An 18,501-nucleotide genomic window follows, 5' to 3' on the forward strand; every position below is an offset into this window, starting at 1 on the left:
TCACCTTCAAGTTGCAGGAGTGAACGTTAGTAGTTTCTGCCGTGAATCTGCGTTAAGGATAAACAAGTGAACGCATGCTAGCGTTAATTTGGGTGGTACCGCGGGAAAAACAGCTTCTCGTCCCTTTATTGGGATGAGTGGCTTTTTTTATTTTATAGAAAGTGAACAAGGAGGCAACTAAATTGAGTTTCAACCATCAGGAAATAGAAAAGAAATGGCAGGATTATTGGCTGGAAAATAAAACATTTAAAACAGACACGTTTTCGGAGAAAGAAAAGGTATATGCATTGGATATGTTTCCATATCCGTCCGGTGCAGGACTGCATGTCGGACACCCGGAAGGCTATACCGCTACAGATATTTTTTCACGAATGAAGCGGATGCAGGGGTATGAAGTGCTTCATCCGATGGGCTGGGATGCATTCGGTCTTCCTGCTGAGCAATATGCACTTGATACAGGTAACAGTCCCGCAGCATTTACAGAAAAAAACATAGAAACATTTAAGCGGCAAATTCATGAACTTGGATTTTCGTATGATTGGGATCGTGAAATAAATACCACCGATCCGAACTACTATAAATGGACACAATGGATTTTCACCAAACTGTATGAAAACGGGCTGGCCTATTTGGATGAAGTAGCAGTAAACTGGTGCCCGGCGCTCGGGACAGTCCTTGCGAATGAAGAAGTTATTGACGGAAAAAGTGAGCGAGGAGGTCATCCGGTTATCCGGAAACCGATGAAACAATGGATGCTTAAAATTACTGCATACGCTGACCGGCTTCTGGAAGACCTGGATGAGGTAGAATGGCCAGAAAGCATTAAAGATATGCAACGTAATTGGATCGGCCGTTCAGAAGGTGCTGAAGTGACATTCGAGATTGATGGATTTGATAAGGAGTTCACTGCTTTCACGACTAGACCGGATACTCTGTTTGGAGCAACTTACGCTGTACTGGCACCAGAACATCCACTGGTTGATCTGATTGTTTCTTCTGAGCAGAAAGATGCGGTGGGTACTTATTTAAACGAAATCCAGACTAAGTCTGATTTGGAGCGTACTGACTTAGCCAAAGAAAAGACTGGTGTGTTTACAGGTGCATACGCAATTAACCCGGCAAATAATGAAAAAATGCCAATCTGGGTTGCGGATTATGTCCTGATGAGCTATGGAAGCGGGGCAATAATGGCAGTACCTGCGCATGATGAACGTGACTATGAGTTTGCAACAAAATTTGAACTGTCGATTGTCGAGGTTGTGGCAGGTGGAGATATTACTCGGGAAGCCTATACAGGAGATGGTGAACATGTCAACTCAGACTTCCTGAATGGCTTGGGTAAAGATGAAGCTATTTCCAAAATGATTGAGTGGCTTGAAGCGGAAGGTAAGGGCGAGAAGAAGGTTACTTACCGTTTGCGTGACTGGCTTTTTGCAAGACAGCGTTATTGGGGAGAACCGATACCTGTCATTCATTGGGAAGATGGATCTATGACTACTGTTCCAGAAGATGAGCTTCCATTGGAATTGCCCGAAATGGACAATATTAAGCCTTCCGGGACAGGAGAATCCCCCCTGGCAAACAGTGACTGGGTCAATGTAACAGATCCGAAGACCGGAATGAAAGGGCGCCGGGAAACAAGTACAATGCCACAATGGGCAGGAAGCTGCTGGTATTTTCTCCGGTTTATTGATCCAAAAAACTCTGAACAGCTTGCCGACCCTAAAGCATTAAAAGAGTGGCTGCCAATTGATATTTATATTGGCGGTGCAGAGCATGCGGTACTTCACTTGTTATACGCAAGGTTTTGGCATAAGTTTCTGTATGATATCGGCGTTGTACCGACAAAAGAGCCATTTATGAAGTTGTTTAACCAGGGTATGATCCTTGGGGAAGGCAATGAAAAAATGAGTAAGTCCAAAGGTAATGTAGTAAATCCGGACGATATTGTTTCCACACATGGAGCCGACACACTTCGATTATATGAAATGTTTATGGGACCGCTTGATGCAGCAGTTGCCTGGTCAACAAACGGTCTTGACGGAGCACGAAGATTTCTGGATCGTGTATGGCGGTTAATTATTGATGAAGATGGAAAGCCTTCTGAAAAAATAGTGGAAAATGTTGAGAATTCTTCGATGGAAAAGGTATTTCACGAAACAGTTAAAAAGGTAACGGAAGACTTTGAAAACCTTCACTTTAATACAGGAATATCACAAATGATGGTATTTATTAATGAAGGGTATAAAGCTGATCAGATTCCGAAGTATTATGTTGAAGGATTTGTGAAAATGCTTTCGACTGTCGCACCACATATTGCAGAAGAATTATGGAACCTCCTTGGACATTCCGAAACTATCAGCTATAGGGCGTGGCCTGTTTATGACCAAACGAAACTGGTTGAAGATGAGGTTGAAATTGTACTTCAGGTAATGGGAAAAGTCCGGGCCAAAATGAATGTGGCAAAAGACATATCAAAAGAAGAACTGGAAAAGCAAGCTCTGGAGAATGAGAAAATACAGGAGTTTCTGGAAGGTAAAACAGTCAGGAAAGTAATTGTTGTACCGGGTAAATTAGTTAATATAGTTGCAAATTAAAAATTGGCAAAGGATCTCTTCGTTTTATGTAAAGAAGAGATCCTTTTATTACTTGGAAGGGACCCATTTCGTTTTTAAGATTATCCATTTATCTTTTTCGTAATACCAAAGTGTTTCGACTGTGCCCAACTGATCTGCGTGGTATGCTCCGCTTATTTGCTGATAGCTTTTCAAACCATATCCTTTTCGCTCGCTGATTAGAACTGGTTCATAGTAAGCTATGGGGTCGATCATTGCTGAAGTTTTTTTCAGTAATTTTCCCTGCTTGTTATAAATGCCAAGTTGAATATATTCAGATGCCTGATCTTCGACATCAACAATATTAGGTTCTTTCTCAGGGGAGAGTTGAACTTCAACTTTATAATTGTCCTTGAATTCGGCTTTCACATAATATTGCTCCGCCAGTTTTATTTCTTTTAACTGTTTGTTTTTTAACGTGTGAAGTTTGTAATAATATAAACCACCGCTGCCACCGGTTGCACTTTGATAAAAGATGTCTTTGACATTATCGTGATTTAAATCGATAAATTGTAACTTTGGATCATAACCGCCTTCATAAGGTATTTTCCATTTCCGGTCGTTTGTGGATGTAACGGTAGCCCAAGTATCCATGAAGTAGTCTGTGTCCCGGGAAAATAATATTCCTTTCAGTACTATCGTTTCTTTTTGTGAATCCCCGGTCACATCATCCGTATTTTTGGAGATTTGCTGCGGAGAAGGAGCATTGTTTTTTTCCTCTGCTGCAGTGATTGTTATTGGTATAAATAAAATGAGCAAAGCAATAATATTGATGAAATATTTCATATATATCACCTCATTGATGTTTAGTTCATATATTTTGTGTTAGATAGTTGCAGGCTATTCACATATGACGTTATGATGAAAACATAAAACAGCAAAAAAGGATGGTATAAGTGGAGCATATAAATACAGTAACACCAGAAGAGGTAGAACAATTAATAGAAGAGGATAAGGATATTGTAATCGTGGATGTAAGGGAAGATGAGGAAGTTGCCCAAGGGATGATAGAAGATGCAAAGCATATTCCTCTTGATAAGATTCCACATTCAACAAATGAAATGGATAAAGATAAACACTATATTTTTGTATGCCGCTCGGGAAGAAGAAGTATGATGGCAGCATCATTTATGGATGAACGTGGCTTTAAAGTGTCCAGTATGGAAGGCGGAATGCAGGATTGGGATGGAGAAGTAATTGTATAAACCAGCCTCTGGATAATACTTCCTTTATGAAATGCAATATTTTATTATAAAATTCCGTTGACATTTAAAGTATTCGGTAGTATTATGAATCTTGCTGTTGAAAAACAGCGACGCAAAACAATGTTGAAAAACAACGAGCAAAAAATGATGATTTTACTGTATTGACATCAATCATCATTGGTGATATAATATTTACGCTGTCGACATGAACAGCAGAAATTGCTCCTTGAAAACTGAACAAAACAACCAAACAGATGTCAGAGGTAAGAAGTCGGAAGTCAGATTACAGTAATCTGAATGAAGGCTTCGACCCTCGAATCAATTTTTAAAGCTAAGACAATGATATGGTTGACGGTGTCAATCATATACAAACTTTTTTGGAGAGTTTGATCTTGGCTCAGGACGAACGCTGGCGGCGTGCCTAATACATGCAAGTCGAGCGCGGGAAGCAGGCAATCACCCTTCGGGGTGAGCGCCTGTGGAACGAGCGGCGGACGGGTGAGTAACACGTGGGCAACCTGCCTGTAAGGCTGGGATAACCCCGGGAAACCGGGGCTAATACCGGATAACACTTTATCTCGCATGAGTTGAAGTTGAAAGGCGGCTTTTAGCTGTCACTTACAGATGGGCCCGCGGCGCATTAGCTAGTTGGTAAGGTAAAAGCTTACCAAGGCGACGATGCGTAGCCGACCTGAGAGGGTGATCGGCCACACTGGGACTGAGACACGGCCCAGACTCCTACGGGAGGCAGCAGTAGGGAATCATCCGCAATGGACGAAAGTCTGACGGTGCAACGCCGCGTGAGTGATGAAGGTTTTCGGATCGTAAAACTCTGTTGTCAGGGAAGAACAAGTACAAGAGTAACTGCTTGTACCTTGACGGTACCTGACCAGAAAGCCCCGGCTAACTACGTGCCAGCAGCCGCGGTAATACGTAGGGGGCAAGCGTTGTCCGGAATTATTGGGCGTAAAGCGCGCGCAGGCGGTCTTTTAAGTCTGATGTGAAATCTTGCGGCTTAACCGCAAGCGGTCATTGGAAACTGGAGGGCTTGAGTGCAGAAGAGGAGAGTGGAATTCCACGTGTAGCGGTGAAATGCGTAGAGATGTGGAGGAACACCAGTGGCGAAGGCGACTCTCTGGTCTGTAACTGACGCTGAGGCGCGAAAGCGTGGGGAGCGAACAGGATTAGATACCCTGGTAGTCCACGCCGTAAACGTTGAGTGCTAGGTGTTAGGGGGTTTCCGCCCCTTAGTGCTGAAGTTAACGCATTAAGCACTCCGCCTGGGGAGTACGGCCGCAAGGCTGAAACTCAAAAGAATTGACGGGGGCCCGCACAAGCGGTGGAGCATGTGGTTTAATTCGAAGCAACGCGAAGAACCTTACCAGGTCTTGACATCCTCTGACAGCTCTAGAGATAGAGTGTTCCCTTCGGGGACAGAGTGACAGGTGGTGCATGGTTGTCGTCAGCTCGTGTCGTGAGATGTTGGGTTAAGTCCCGCAACGAGCGCAACCCTTGATCTTAGTTGCCAGCATTCAGTTGGGCACTCTAAGGTGACTGCCGGTGACAAACCGGAGGAAGGTGGGGATGACGTCAAATCATCATGCCCCTTATGACCTGGGCTACACACGTGCTACAATGGATGGAACAAAGGGCAGCGAAGCCGCGAGGTGAAGCAAATCCCATAAAACCATTCTCAGTTCGGACTGCAGGCTGCAACTCGCCTGCATGAAGCCGGAATCGCTAGTAATCGCGGATCAGCATGCCGCGGTGAATACGTTCCCGGGCCTTGTACACACCGCCCGTCACACCACGAGAGTTGGCAACACCCGAAGTCGGTGAGGTAACCTTTTGGAGCCAGCCGCCGAAGGTGGGGCCAATGATTGGGGTGAAGTCGTAACAAGGTAGCCGTATCGGAAGGTGCGGCTGGATCACCTCCTTTCTAAGGATAATTAGATGGAACGCTGGGCAGGACTTCTTACGAAGTCCCCCCGGTAAGGGCATATGTGGTTGTTTGGTTCAGTTTTGAGGGAGTAAATCTCTCTTTTTGTACCTTGAAAACTAAATAAGAGTAATCAACGACATCAATTAAAAGCAAGGCTAATTTATTAGTAACGCTTATTCATTGTAAGATAGTTAAGTGAAGAAGGGCGCACGGTGAATGCCTTGGCACTAGGAGCCGAAGAAGGACGGGACTAACACCGATATGCCCCGGGGAGTCGTAAGTAGACTTCGATCCGGGGATTTCCGAATGGGGGAACCCGCTGTTCGTAATGGAGCAGTACTTGTGTCTGAATACATAGGGCACAAGAGGCATACCCGGGGAACTGAAACATCTCAGTACCCGGAGGAAGAGAAAGCAAACGCGATTTCCCAAGTAGCGGCGAGCGAAACGGAAACAGCCCAAACCAGAAAGCTTGCTTTCTGGGGTTGTAGGACACTCCATTGGAGTTACCAAGAAATACGTTAGATGAATCGACCTGGAATGGTCAGCCGAAGAAGGTAAGAGCCCTGTAGTTGAAAGCGTGTTTCCTCCGGAGTGGATCCTGAGTACGGCGGAACACGAGGAATTCCGTCGGAATCCGGGAGGACCATCTCCCAAGGCTAAATACTCCCTAGTGACCGATAGTGAACCAGTACCGTGAGGGAAAGGTGAAAAGCACCCCGGGAGGGGAGTGAAAGAGAACCTGAAACCGTGTGCCTACAAGTAGTCGAAGCCCGTTAATGGGTGACGGCGTACCTTTTGTAGAATGGACCGGCGAGTTACGATCGTATGCAAGGTTAAGTGGCAGACACGGAGCCGCAGCGAAAGCGAGTCTGAACAGGGCGAAATAGTATACGGTCGCAGACCCGAAACCGTGTGATCTACCCATGTCCAGGGTGAAGGTCAGGTAACACTGACTGGAGGCCCGAACCCACGTATGTTGAAAAATGCGGGGATGAGGTGTGGGTAGGGGTGAAATGCCAATCGAACACGGAGATAGCTGGTTCTCTCCGAAATAGCTTTAGGGCTAGCCTCAAGGTAGGCGTACTGGAGGTAGAGCACTGATTGGATGAGGGGCCCTCACCGGGTTACCAAATTCAGTCAAACTCCGAATGCCAGCTACGTATCCTTGGGAGTCAGACTATGGGTGATAAGGTTCATAGTCGAAAGGGAAACAGCCCAGACCGCCAGCTAAGGTCCCAAAGTATACGTTAAGTGGAAAAGGATGTGGAGTTGCCCAGACAACCAGGATGTTGGCTTAGAAGCAGCCATCATTTAAAGAGTGCGTAATAGCTCACTGGTCGAGTGACTCTGCGCCGAAAATGTACCGGGGCTAAACGTATCACCGAAGCTGCGGAAGCAGAGGTCAGATGCCAGAGGTCGGAAGTCAGAAGTGAGGGAAGACTGTGATCAAACACTATAAAGATCTAAGGATTTATCAACAATCTTATGAGCTTGCTTTAAAAGTTCATCAAATCAGCTTAGAATTCCCCAACTTTGAAACGTATGAACTTGGTGCACAAATAAGAAGAGCTGCTCTTTCTATTCCTGCAAATATTGCGGAGGGATATGGAAAGAAGGATTCAGTGAATAATTTCAAGCGGTTCCTTAAAATATCACTTGGTTCTAATAATGAAGTCAAGGTAATGATAGACTTCGCTAAAGACCTAAAGTATCTGGATGAACAGAAATATACGTATCTCTTTCAGCAATATGAAGAGTTAGGCAAACAGATTTATTCCTTAATACAAAAGTGGAAATGAATCTGACTTCTAATTTCTGGCATCTGACTTCTGTTTGGTAGGAGAGCGTTCCAGTTGCTGCGAAGTCAGACCGTGAGGACTGGTGGAGCGCCTGGAAGTGAGAATGCCGGTATGAGTAGCGAAAAAAGAGTGAGAATCTCTTTCACCGAAAGCCTAAGGTTTCCTGAGGAAGGCTCGTCCTCTCAGGGTTAGTCGGGACCTAAGCCGAGGCCGAAAGGCGTAGGCGATGGACAACAGGCAGATATTCCTGTACCACCTCATGAGCGTTTGAACGATGGGGGGACGCAGTAGGATAAGGAAAGCGCACCGATGGATGTGTGCGCCCAAGCAGTGAGGGAGTTGGATAGGCAAATCCGTCCAACAATTCCAAGCTGTGATGGGGAGGGAAATATAGTACCGAAGTTCCGGATTTCACACTGCCAAGAAAAGCCTCTAGTGAGTTCATAGGTGCCCGTACCGCAAACCGACACAGGTAGGCGAGGAGAGAATCCTAAGGTGAGCGGGAGAACTCTCGTTAAGGAACTCGGCAAAATGACCCCGTAACTTCGGGAGAAGGGGTGCTCCTTTAAGGAGGAGCCGCAGTGAATAGGCCCAAGCGACTGTTTAGCAAAAACACAGGTCTCTGCGAAGCCGAAAGGCGAAGTATAGGGGCTGACACCTGCCCGGTGCTGGAAGGTTAAGGGGAAGCGTTAGGCCTTCGGCCGAAGCGTAGAACCGAAGCCCCAGTAAACGGCGGCCGTAACTATAACGGTCCTAAGGTAGCGAAATTCCTTGTCGGGTAAGTTCCGACCCGCACGAAAGGTGCAACGACTTGGGCACTGTCTCAACGAGAGACCCGGTGAAATTATACGATGTGTGAAGATGCACATTACCCGCGACAGGACGGAAAGACCCCGTGGAGCTTTACTGTAGCCTGATATTGAATGTTGGTACAGCTTGTACAGGATAGGTGGGAGCCATCGAAACCGGAGCGCCAGCTTCGGTGGAGGCACCCGTGGGATACCACCCTGGCTGTACGGACATTCTAACCCAGGGCCGTGATCCGGTCCGGAGACAGTGTCAGGCGGGCAGTTTGACTGGGGCGGTCGCCTCCCAAAAGGTAACGGAGGCGCCCAAAGGTTCCCTCAGAATGGTTGGAAATCATTCGCAGAGTGTAAAGGCAGAAGGGAGCTTGACTGCGAGACCTACAAGTCGAGCAGGGACGAAAGTCGGGCTTAGTGATCCGGTGGTTCCGCATGGAAGGGCCATCGCTCAACGGATAAAAGCTACCCCGGGGATAACAGGCTTATCTCCCCCAAGAGTTCACATCGACGGGGAGGTTTGGCACCTCGATGTCGGCTCATCGCATCCTGGGGCTGTAGTCGGTCCCAAGGGTTGGGCTGTTCGCCCATTAAAGCGGTACGCGAGCTGGGTTCAGAACGTCGTGAGACAGTTCGGTCCCTATCCGTCGTGGGCGCTGGAAGTTTGAGAGGAGCTGTCCTTAGTACGAGAGGACCGGGATGGACACACCGCTGGTGTACCAGTTGTTCCGCCAGGAGCATTGCTGGGTAGCTACGTGTGGCAAGGATAAGTGCTGAAAGCATCTAAGCATGAAGCCCCCCTCAAGATGAGACTTCCCATCACTTCGAGTGAGTAAGATCCCTCAGAGACGATGAGGTAGATAGGTCCGAGGTGGAAGCGTGGTGACACGTGGAGCTGACGGATACTAATCGATCGAGGACTTAACTAAAAATGATTGATGACGTTGATATAATGCTCTTATTTAGTTTTCAGGGTATAATTCCCTATATGTTTTAGTCTGGTAGCAATAGCGGAGAGGACACACCTGTTTCCATGCCGAACACAGCAGTTAAGCTCTCCAGCGCCGATGGTAGTTGGGGCTTTGCCCCTGCAAGAGTAGGACGCCGCCAGGCAAATTAAAACCAGGATACATAATGATGTATCCTGGTTTTTGTATTGTCTGATTAAATAAAGGGAAAATCATCATTCAAAAAAGGCATTAACTTCATTTTCAGATAAGTAATGTCCAATATAAAACGACCCGAAAATAGCATATTTTGCACTAACTTCATCAAAACGTGTATCATAAATCAATTTTTTGAATCTTAGTGGATCATCACAGAATAAGGATACACCCCATTCATATTCATCAAATCCGATTGAACCTGTAATAATACGTTTAATATCCTCTGTATATGGTTTACTTGTCGCAATGTGTTCAAACATCATTCGGCCGCGTTCTTCCTTTGATAAAGTAAACCAATTGTTAATTTCACCTCGCTGCTTACTCATTGGGTAAAAACAAATGTATTCCGTTTTTGGTATCGTTGGATACAGTTTTGCAAGCATTGAAGGGTCTTTGTAAGGATCAGTTTGCCGTTTGGTATACGTGCTTTTTTCAATGATTGAAACATAGGAATAGACAGGTTTTGTAAAATGCGCAAGCGCCGTTTTATTCAGCTGATTTTCAAGCTGATTCAAATTTTTCATGGAAGGACGAAGGTTCATGAACATAATGTCTGCTTTTTGTCCAACTATCGAGTAAAGTGCGGTGCTTCCTTTTTTATTATCCTCTATTTTTTGCCAATCCTTTAATAATGTATGAAATTCTTCCAATGCAGCCTGTCTCTCTTTGTCAGATGCTTGTTGCCATTTCTCCCAGTCGATTGTTCTGAAGTCATGGAGGGCGTACCAGCCATCAAATGTTTCTACAGATTCTACCATTTAAATCACTCCTATTTTCATTATATTTAAATGGTACAATACTACTCCAATATAAATGTGATTAATGTCACGACTTATGATTAGAATGTGAATAAATTGTGATGTTGCATCAATACAAAAAGCGCACCACTGTGAGTGCGCTTTTTATTCTGGCTAGCTCATTCCACCTGTTCCCATGTTTTGTTGCTTTCCACCACTCATTTGTGAAACAAACGGAATCATACTCTGCATTGTCTGACCAAGGTTTTGGTTATTTTTGGTCATTGAATAATAAGTTGCTGCTCCAACTCCAATAGAAGCGATTATTGGTAACCACATTCCATTTCGTTGCATATTATACCAATCCTTTCTATAATGTCCCCTGTCATTATTAGGATGGCACAAAAGCTTTATAAAAATGTTAGGTATCAAATACCAGTGTAGAGTGCTGCCTCATTTGCGGCATTCATCCCGGCAAGTCGTCCGGTTACAAGTGCTGATGTAATATTATAGCCGCCTGTATAACCGTGTATGTCCAGTATTTCCCCGCAAAAATAAAGCCGATCCATTATTTTTGATTGCATGGTGTTTGGAACAATTTCTTTGATGGAAACACCGCCACCTGTAACAAATGCTTTATCAAGTGGAAGTGACCCATGAACATTAAATGTAAAGTGTTTCATTTGATGTACAATTGTACGTACCATTTCCGTGGAAATATTAGCTGCTTTCTGTTCTTCGTTTACACTGTTTTCTTGCAGTATAAATGCCAAAAATCGTTCAGGAACTAGGCCTTTTAGAATATTTTTAATTGATTTTTTAGGGTTATCCTTCATTGATGTTAATATGGATTGTACGAGTTCTTCTTCCTGTTCGTTTGGCAATATATCAAGATGCATTGGTACCTTTTCCCGTCCCTTCATCAGTTCTTTAACAACAAACTGGGAACAGCGGAGGACAGCTGGACCAGATATGCCAAAATGGGTAAAAATCATATCCATTTGATGGGTAATGATCGGTTTGTTCTTTTTATTTAAAACAGATAAGGTGACATCCCTTAATGATAATCCCTGCAAGCTTTTATTTTGAATGAACTTTTCATTTGAAGTAAGAGCCACTTCGGTAGGATAAAGCTCTGTAACGGAATGACCGGCTTTTTTTGCCCAGGCGTATCCATCTCCTGTTGAACCTGTGTGGGGAACAGCTTTGCCGCCTACAGCAATTACAATGGATTTTGTATCTATTTTTGTGCGATCAGCTAAAATTACCGTATGCAATGACTCGTCGTAATGTATAGCTTCAACAGTAGTGTTCATCCGAACATCGACTAGAAGCTCACTCAATTTATTGATAAGTGCATTTACAACCGTTTTTGCCGAGTTGGATACTGGAAACATGCGTCCGTGATCTTCTTCTTTCAAACCTACACCCATTCCTTCAAAAAAATCGATAATATCATAATTGTTAAATACGGAAAATGGGCTATATAAAAATTTGCCGTTTCCCGGTATATGTTTGATCACTTCATCTTCCGGAAGCCGGTTCGTGACATTACAGCGGCCACCACCGGATATAGCAAGTTTCTTTCCTAATTTTTTTCCTTTTTCAAGCAGCATTGTTTTTGAGCCGTTTTCTGCTGCCGCAATTGCGGCCATTAATCCTGACGGGCCGCCTCCAATAACAATCACATCATATGACAACATTCTTCATTCCTTTCGATAGTAGCATACCACGTTTTCGCATATCCAAAAAACAAAATTATTTTTCGAATGTTATTTAGGTGACAACTATAACGTACAGATCGTTATCTGTGATAGAATAACGATAAGCGTAATTTATAATAGATGCAGGTGAAATGATGTCGAATATTGTTAGAGGCACCATGATGTTGACTGGTGCCACATTCTTATCTAAATTTTTAGGGATGATTTATGTTATCCCGTTTTATGAGCTTGTTGGTTCAACGGGGGCTACGTTGTTCGCTTTTGCATACACGCCTTATAATATTCTTATTAGTGTTTCTACAGTTGGAGTTCCTTTAGCTGTTTCAAAATTTGTTTCAAAATATAATTCGTTAGGCGATTATCAAACCGGGATGCGTATGTTCAAAGCTGGTATATCGTTAATGGCTGTCACAGGTATCCTTGCTTTTCTGGTATTATTTTTCAGTGCTGAATTTTTTGCACAATATATGATTACAAATGAAGATGTCGGAAATATTGCTGTGGAAGATGTTACGATGGTCATCAAGATGGTAAGTTTCGCTTTATTGATTATTCCCGTTATGAGTATTGTTCGTGGTTTTTTTCAGGGATACGAGTCAATGGGGCCGACCGCAGTTTCTCAAGTAGTTGAACAGATCGTACGGATTGGTTTTATTTTGGTGTCGGCATTTATTTTAGTAACAATAATGGGTAGAAGCAAAGTGACAGCTGTAGGATTTGCCACTTTTGCTGCATTTATTGGAGGATTGGCTTCCTGTTTGGTGTTATTAATTTATTGGCGTAAAAGGAAACAAAGAATTTTTACACAAATTTCACAACAAAGACTCACACATGACATTTCAACGAAAGATTTATTTACTGAACTATTCAGCTATGCGGGACCTTTTGTACTGGTCGGTGTAGCTACACCACTTTATCAACTGGTTGATCAGTTTACATTCGAACGGGCCATGACAGCGATTGGCAAAAAAGAAATATTTGACCTTGCATATTCTACGATAAATTTTACCGGACATAAGTTGATCATTATCCCCGTTACTATAGCAACAGGGTTGTCCCTGGCGATTATACCGGCATTGACAAAAACCTTTACTCAGAAGAATCAGCAATTGCTGAATCAGCAAATCAATCAGGCACTGCAAATCGTACTGGTTCTCGTTATTCCAGCAGCAGTCGGTCTGTTGATGTTGTCCGATGCAGCTTATGGGGCGCTGTATGGGATTGACCGATTAGACATTACTGGTAATTTGTTAGCTTGGTATGCTCCTGTAGCATTGCTATTTGCGTTGTTTACAGTAACGGCAGCTATTTTGCAAGGAATAAACCAGCAACGTTTTGCAGTTATCAGTTTAACGGGCGGACTGTTAATGAAAGTGCTTTTCAATATACAGCTTATCCATATGTTTGGTGCAAAAGGGGCAATTTTTGGTACAGCACTGGCAGTTGGAACTGCTGTTGCTTTAAATTTATGGCGCATAAAGACGTCCATTCAATTTAATTTCAAACAAACATTCAAGCGTTTCTTATTAATTGGTATTTTTACGATAATTATGTGTATTGTTATTTGGATTGTTAAAGCGATTTTCGGAACCTTTTTAACGGTGGAGGAATCAAGACTGTCGGCGGTTATTGTACTCGTTGCCGGTGTTCTGTCAGGCGGTGTTGTCTACTTATGGTTCAGCTACGAATCAACATTGCTAAGCCGTGTCCTGGGTGATCGCGTGCGAATACTGGACAGGATTTTTCGCAGGTAAAGGAGTTTTTATGAATGCGTATAGATAAATTACTGGCAAACATGGGTTATGGGAGCAGAAAAGATGTGAAAGCGTTAATTAAAAAAAAGAAAGTAGCTATTAACGATAAAATTGTAAAAGACAGCAGTTCCCATGTAGATCCGGAAGACGATACGGTAAAAGTGAACAACAATATCGTTAGCTATCAAAAGTATGTTTATCTGATGATGAACAAGCCACCAGGGTATGTCTCAGCAACAGTGGATGATCGTGATAAAACGGTAATTGATTTGCTGCCGGAAAAATATCAGCTGTTTAAGCCTTTTCCCGTTGGCAGGCTTGATAAAGATACAGAAGGCCTGCTGCTGATTACAAATGATGGGGACCTGGCGCATCAGCTGGTTTCCCCAAAGAAAGACATAGAGAAAACGTATTTTGCTGAGATCAGGGGAAAAGTTACAGAAAATGATGTTGAGGCATTTCAGGAAGGCATTGTACTCGACGATGGTTATCAGGCGAAACCTGCAAAATTGGAGATCCTCCAGGCTGATGAATATTCCGAAGTTCATGTCACCGTTACAGAAGGAAAATTTCATCAGGTGAAACGTATGTTTGAAGCGGTGAAGAAAAAAGTGGTTTATCTAAAACGAATACGTATGGGCGAACTCCGACTTGATGAAGAGCTCTCACCTGGAGATTTCCGTGAATTGAATAAAGAAGAAATGGACTACTGTCTTTCCCAAAAAAAGAGCTGACCTATAAAAGTCAGCTCCATTTCACTATTTTTAAGATATTTTCACTCGTTTGCTTGTGATTTTCCATCTCCCGCGAACCGGACTTCTGACCAGACCATTATATTCCAATACATTCAGATCACGCTGGATGGTTCGGTCGGTTGTTCCAAATTCATCTGCTATTTCCCTGGTTGTTACTGTCCCGTTTTCTCTTATGTAAAGATAGACAGCTTTAACTCTGGTCAACATTCGGGATGTTGTCTGATTCAAAAAACCACTCCTTAAGGAAATCATTCTCTTGTGGTGCAACTGAATCTTTATTGTTATTCTTATTTTACACCTAAATGCATTTGGATTAAAGTGAAAATTTCTAAATAATTTGATAAACATATACGATATATATAAGTGAGGAATGTAAATGACTAATTTACCGCATTATTTTATTGCTATCCCGCTTACGGAAAGTATAAAAAATAAATTTTCAAATTGGCAGCTTGGCTTAAAAGAAAGCTTAGCGTATAAACAGTGGCCGCATAAAGATGATTTGCATATAACGTTGAAATTTTTAGGGCCTGTAGAACTTGACAGGATTAACCGTTTGATAAAATCGCTGGAAGTAATAAAAGCAACACCTGCATTTTCAGTCCTGACCGGTAACCTGGGATGTTTCGGCAATCCTAAAAAACCGCGAGTCCTGTGGGCAGGTGTTGAAAAGACGAATGAAATCATGCAATTGCAACAATCCATCGAGCAAATTGCGAGGCAAGCAGGTTTTCAGGAAGAGAACAGGGCATATAAACCGCACATAACCCTTGCAAAGAAATGGAACGGAACCGAAGCAAATGTGCCCTTATTAAACGAGCGTTACGAGGAACAGCAGACGATGACTATCAATACAGTTGTTGTAAATCGGATATATCCCGGAAGCTCTCCAAAATATCAGGCAGTTGCTGAATTTAATTTGAAGAAAAGGGGGGACTAATAAGTGGCTCAATTAATTAAACTGCAGGATTATATTTCACGGTATGAATGGAATGCATACCGGTATCCGAGCCAGTTTATCCGGGTAAAACAGGACAACTGGAATAAGCTTCATAAAATGTGGGAAGATGAACCAGTTACGGATGAAGAGGAACATACAGAACCGGCTTCGGCATTTTCCAAGCTCAAATCTTTTATGAAGACAGGGAGCTGGCAGGAAGAGGAACCTGCCCCTGATGATCATGACAGTTTACCAAAAACAGAAAATGAATTAAGGCATTACTTTTTGGATAAATTATTTCCTTTACAATTAAAATGGGCCTCATCGACTGTTACGGACGTGTCATTTATGGATAGAGGCTATTACGAAGATGATACATTAAAATTTTTTCTCAAGCGGTTTCCCGATACATATTTATTAATGTATTTTCCAATTTTTAATATAAAGAAGGCGCCGATTGACGGGGAGATCATTTTTCTTAGTCCAATTGGGATTGAAATCATTTATTTAATGGATAAAGAAGCCGGGACAACCATTGTTGCCGGTGATGAACGAACATGGCTGGCAGAAGGAAATAAAGAACAGTCAAAAATGTTAAGCCCGATGATTGCACTTAAACGAACAGAGAAGATTATTAAGGGCATATTGAGTACGGAAAATATCGAATTCCCAATAAAGAAGGTTGTATTATCAAGTTCGAATAAAATTAAATTTGATTCCGAGCCTTATAATACACGGATAATCGGGATGGATGAATTTGATAAGTGGTTTAAGGAGAAACGCAGCCTTGTATCCCCTCTAAAAAATCGTCAGTTAAAAATTACGGAATTACTGCTGAAAAACTGTCAGACTACAGCTGTTAAACGACCTGAGTGGGAAGAAGATGACACCAATACATTTACGATGGGAACTGAGGGGGAGTAAATGTATATCTTTATTGTCAATCCAGCTTCAGGTAAAGGCGGCGCAGTAAATGCTTATACAAAAATCACGAAGAGCAACAATTTTATACAGGTGGAGAGCCGGTGTTTTTTAACGGAATATCCGGGTCACGCTGAAGAAATCGCCAACCAGCTTGAAACTGATTTTTCCGGGCAAATCTCCTGTGTTATCGTAATCGGTGGTGATGGTACGCTGCATGAAGTAATTAATGGTCTTTCCGAAAATAAATATCCTGTATCGTTTATACCGGCCGGTTCGGGGAATGATTTTGCAAAAGGTTGTGACATTAAAGGGTCACCGACTGAAATTTTCCAGCGGATTATCACAGGCAGACATCAACAATCCTATTGGTTAGGGAGTTATCAGCGGGATAATAATAACAAGAGAGATTTCGTGAATAGTATCGGGTTTGGTTTTGATGGGGAAATCGTTAAATACTTGAATGAATCAAAGGAAAGTAAATTTCGCAGTATTTTTGTCAGAGGTAAAGTTAGATATGTCATTGCACTTATAATTGTTTTATTCCGTTTTAAGCCGATGAACGTGGAAGTTAATATTGACGGTAACAGACGCATGCTTACAGACTGCTGGATGATAACAGCAGCAAATCACCCATTTTATGGGGGTGGAATGAAAATAATACCATCCGCTAAAATTCAGGATGGTACGTTTCCTGTACTGATTATCAACAAGATTTCCAAATGGAAAGTACTTGGGCTATTTATAACAGTTTTCACTGGAAAACATATCCGTTTTAAGGAAGTAGAACTACTGGAAGCAACGAAGCTGGAAATCCGTTCAGATAACACGATATCTTTCCAGGTAGATGGTCAATTGGATGCTTGTTCTTTCTGCTCGATATCCAAACAAGGTCAGGAAGTAAAAATTTCCTATTGAAATGAACGAAAATATTCGATAACCTATTTTTATCTCTGTATTTAAAAACAGCTCAATATGGAGCATGTTTATCAATAATCGGACTTTATAATAAATATGATTTGGGGTATTTAAAGTGAACTGGCTTAAAAGAGTATTAGGAAAAGAATGGAATATAAATCCTGCTGGAGGATTAACAGGTGAGGCTTTTTTTGCGGAAAAGGATGATCACCGCCTGTTTCTTAAACGTAATTCTTCTCCATTTTTGGCCGTTCTTTCCGCTGAAGGTATTGTTCCAAAGCTTATATGGACAAAGCGGATGGAAAATGGTGATGTCATCACTGCCCAAAAATGGTTGAATGGAAGAGCGCTTAAGGCTGAGGAAATGCAGCACCACCAAGTAGCCGGTCTGATCGGAAAAATACACCACTCATCTGAACTACTGCATATGTTAATGCGGTTAGGAAAAAAACCGATTACCTCGGATGAAAGACTTGCCGAAATAACCAAGCGTTTACGGGTAAATGGCTTAATGGACAAGTATAAGGAAGTACGTGATGCGACCGATTATTTACATCGGCTGTTGCCTGTAACACGCGGGCAGCAAAAAGTGGTATGTCACTGCGATTTAAACCATAACAATATTTTGCTGACGGATATGGGAAAACTCTACCTGGTCGACTGGGATAACGCAATGATAGCCGACCCGGCAATGGACTTCGGGTTTATACTAAAGTGGTATGTCCCACAGGAAGATTGGGAAGAATGGCTGCATAGCTATGGAGTAGACATGGACGAAAGTTTGATTGAGCGAATGTACTGGTATTTAATTATGGATGCACTCTACTATTTGATTTGGCACAATGACCGGGATGAGGTGAATAAATCATACAGCAGGTTACAGGATTTACAGCAATTGAATATGGATGTTAATTCGGTCATTCTAAATTAATTTGTTGTATGGCATTAACCCATGTTTCAATATTATCTTTATTTGTTGTTATGTGTTCCTCATCATTATGTGCAATTTCTCCCTGCCGCCCATAATTATAAATTTCCGGCAGCAATTGGAGAAGTTGTTCATCTGATATGCTGTTATTAGCCATCATGGCTTGTACCAGACGTTTGATCTGCTGGTATTCGGAAATTTCACCACAGCAGTCTTCGGTTTGTTCACTAAGTATATCCTGGAGCAGCCTCAATTGATTATGAACAGTAAGTGTCACTTGAAATCACCTCAAAT

At 42.6% G+C, this 18,501-nt stretch carries 14 protein-coding genes, 3 rRNA genes and 1 other annotated feature (1 of these 18 cut by a window edge); of the genes, 11 read left to right on the forward strand and 6 right to left on the reverse strand.

Going from position 1 to position 18,501, the window contains the following annotated elements:
- Positions 1-128 (forward strand) — a binding site (T-box leader) (it extends 88 nt beyond the left edge of the window).
- 54 nt (positions 129-182) lie between these two features.
- Positions 183-2,597, forward strand: coding sequence for a leucine--tRNA ligase (leuS, locus tag G6R02_RS05875; RefSeq protein ID WP_164668308.1), 2,415 nt, complete (start codon positions 183-185; stop codon positions 2,595-2,597).
- A 48-nt stretch (positions 2,598-2,645) separates the two neighbouring features.
- Here leuS and G6R02_RS05880 read toward each other — a convergent pair whose 3' ends face one another.
- A complete protein-coding gene (locus G6R02_RS05880; protein ID WP_164668309.1) occupies positions 2,646-3,401 on the reverse strand; it encodes a hypothetical protein in 756 nt (251 codons plus the stop codon).
- Between the two features lie 110 nt (positions 3,402-3,511).
- Between G6R02_RS05880 and G6R02_RS05885 the strand changes: the two genes are divergently transcribed.
- The 4 genes from G6R02_RS05885 to rrf all read left to right on the forward strand — a co-directional run bounded on the left by G6R02_RS05885 (position 3,512) and on the right by rrf (position 9,477).
- Positions 3,512-3,820: a rhodanese-like domain-containing protein gene (locus tag G6R02_RS05885; protein ID WP_164668310.1), complete on the forward strand. Its 309-nt coding sequence runs from the start codon at positions 3,512-3,514 to the stop codon at positions 3,818-3,820.
- 374 nt (positions 3,821-4,194) lie between these two features.
- Positions 4,195-5,759, forward strand: a 16S ribosomal RNA gene (locus G6R02_RS05890).
- A 192-nt stretch (positions 5,760-5,951) separates the two neighbouring features.
- A 23S ribosomal RNA gene (locus G6R02_RS05895) occupies positions 5,952-9,293 on the forward strand.
- A gap of 68 nt (positions 9,294-9,361) precedes the next feature.
- Positions 9,362-9,477 (forward strand): 5S ribosomal RNA (rrf, locus tag G6R02_RS05900).
- Together the 16S, 23S and 5S rRNA genes form the textbook arrangement of a ribosomal RNA operon.
- 70 nt (positions 9,478-9,547) lie before the next feature.
- On the opposite strand, the gene hemQ is transcribed toward rrf, so the two are convergent.
- The 3 genes from hemQ to G6R02_RS05915 form a co-directional block, all read right to left on the reverse strand.
- Entirely contained in the window at positions 9,548-10,288 is a 741-nt protein-coding gene (gene hemQ, locus G6R02_RS05905) for a hydrogen peroxide-dependent heme synthase (RefSeq protein ID WP_164668311.1), read from the reverse strand.
- A 153-nt stretch (positions 10,289-10,441) separates the two neighbouring features.
- Positions 10,442-10,621, reverse strand: coding sequence for a hypothetical protein (locus G6R02_RS05910; RefSeq protein ID WP_164668312.1), 180 nt, complete (start codon positions 10,619-10,621; stop codon positions 10,442-10,444).
- Between the two features lie 74 nt (positions 10,622-10,695).
- Positions 10,696-11,967 carry a BaiN/RdsA family NAD(P)/FAD-dependent oxidoreductase gene (locus G6R02_RS05915; RefSeq protein ID WP_164670332.1) on the reverse strand — a complete coding sequence of 424 codons (1,272 nt, stop codon included), beginning with the start codon at positions 11,965-11,967 and terminating at the stop codon, positions 10,696-10,698.
- 158 nt (positions 11,968-12,125) lie between these two features.
- Here G6R02_RS05915 and G6R02_RS05920 point away from each other — a divergent pair, with 158 nt between their 5' ends.
- Both G6R02_RS05920 and G6R02_RS05925 read left to right on the forward strand, forming a co-directional pair.
- On the forward strand, positions 12,126-13,745 hold the full coding sequence (locus tag G6R02_RS05920) for a putative polysaccharide biosynthesis protein (RefSeq protein ID WP_164668313.1): 1,620 nt from the start codon (positions 12,126-12,128) through the stop codon (positions 13,743-13,745).
- A 14-nt stretch (positions 13,746-13,759) separates the two neighbouring features.
- Positions 13,760-14,479: a pseudouridine synthase gene (locus G6R02_RS05925; protein WP_164668314.1), complete on the forward strand. Its 720-nt coding sequence runs from the start codon at positions 13,760-13,762 to the stop codon at positions 14,477-14,479.
- 30 nt (positions 14,480-14,509) lie between these two features.
- Here the strand turns inward: G6R02_RS05925 and G6R02_RS05930 are convergent, their stop codons facing one another.
- Positions 14,510-14,728, reverse strand: coding sequence for a DeoR family transcriptional regulator (locus G6R02_RS05930; RefSeq protein ID WP_164668315.1), 219 nt, complete (start codon positions 14,726-14,728; stop codon positions 14,510-14,512).
- A gap of 148 nt (positions 14,729-14,876) precedes the next feature.
- Between G6R02_RS05930 and thpR the strand changes: the two genes are divergently transcribed.
- The 4 genes from thpR to G6R02_RS05950 all read left to right on the forward strand — a co-directional run bounded on the left by thpR (position 14,877) and on the right by G6R02_RS05950 (position 18,210).
- Positions 14,877-15,440, forward strand: coding sequence for an RNA 2',3'-cyclic phosphodiesterase (thpR, locus tag G6R02_RS05935; RefSeq protein ID WP_164668316.1), 564 nt, complete (start codon positions 14,877-14,879; stop codon positions 15,438-15,440).
- A 3-nt stretch (positions 15,441-15,443) separates the two neighbouring features.
- Positions 15,444-16,364: an NERD domain-containing protein gene (locus G6R02_RS05940; protein ID WP_164668317.1), complete on the forward strand. Its 921-nt coding sequence runs from the start codon at positions 15,444-15,446 to the stop codon at positions 16,362-16,364.
- Positions 16,365-17,279 carry a diacylglycerol/lipid kinase family protein gene (locus G6R02_RS05945; protein ID WP_164668318.1) on the forward strand — a complete coding sequence of 305 codons (915 nt, stop codon included), beginning with the start codon at positions 16,365-16,367 and terminating at the stop codon, positions 17,277-17,279.
- Between the two features lie 115 nt (positions 17,280-17,394).
- Positions 17,395-18,210: a phosphotransferase family protein gene (locus tag G6R02_RS05950; protein ID WP_164668319.1), complete on the forward strand. Its 816-nt coding sequence runs from the start codon at positions 17,395-17,397 to the stop codon at positions 18,208-18,210.
- On the opposite strand, the gene G6R02_RS05955 is transcribed toward G6R02_RS05950, so the two are convergent.
- On the reverse strand, positions 18,197-18,484 hold the full coding sequence (locus tag G6R02_RS05955; protein WP_164668320.1) for a YtzH-like family protein: 288 nt from the start codon (positions 18,482-18,484) through the stop codon (positions 18,197-18,199). The two genes, G6R02_RS05950 and G6R02_RS05955, sit on opposite strands and share 14 nt — an antisense overlap.
- Between the last annotated feature and the right edge of the window lie 17 nt (positions 18,485-18,501).

It is taken from the genome of Virgibacillus doumboii, assembly GCF_902806455.1.
Classification (GTDB): domain Bacteria; phylum Bacillota; class Bacilli; order Bacillales; family Amphibacillaceae; genus Lentibacillus; species Lentibacillus doumboii.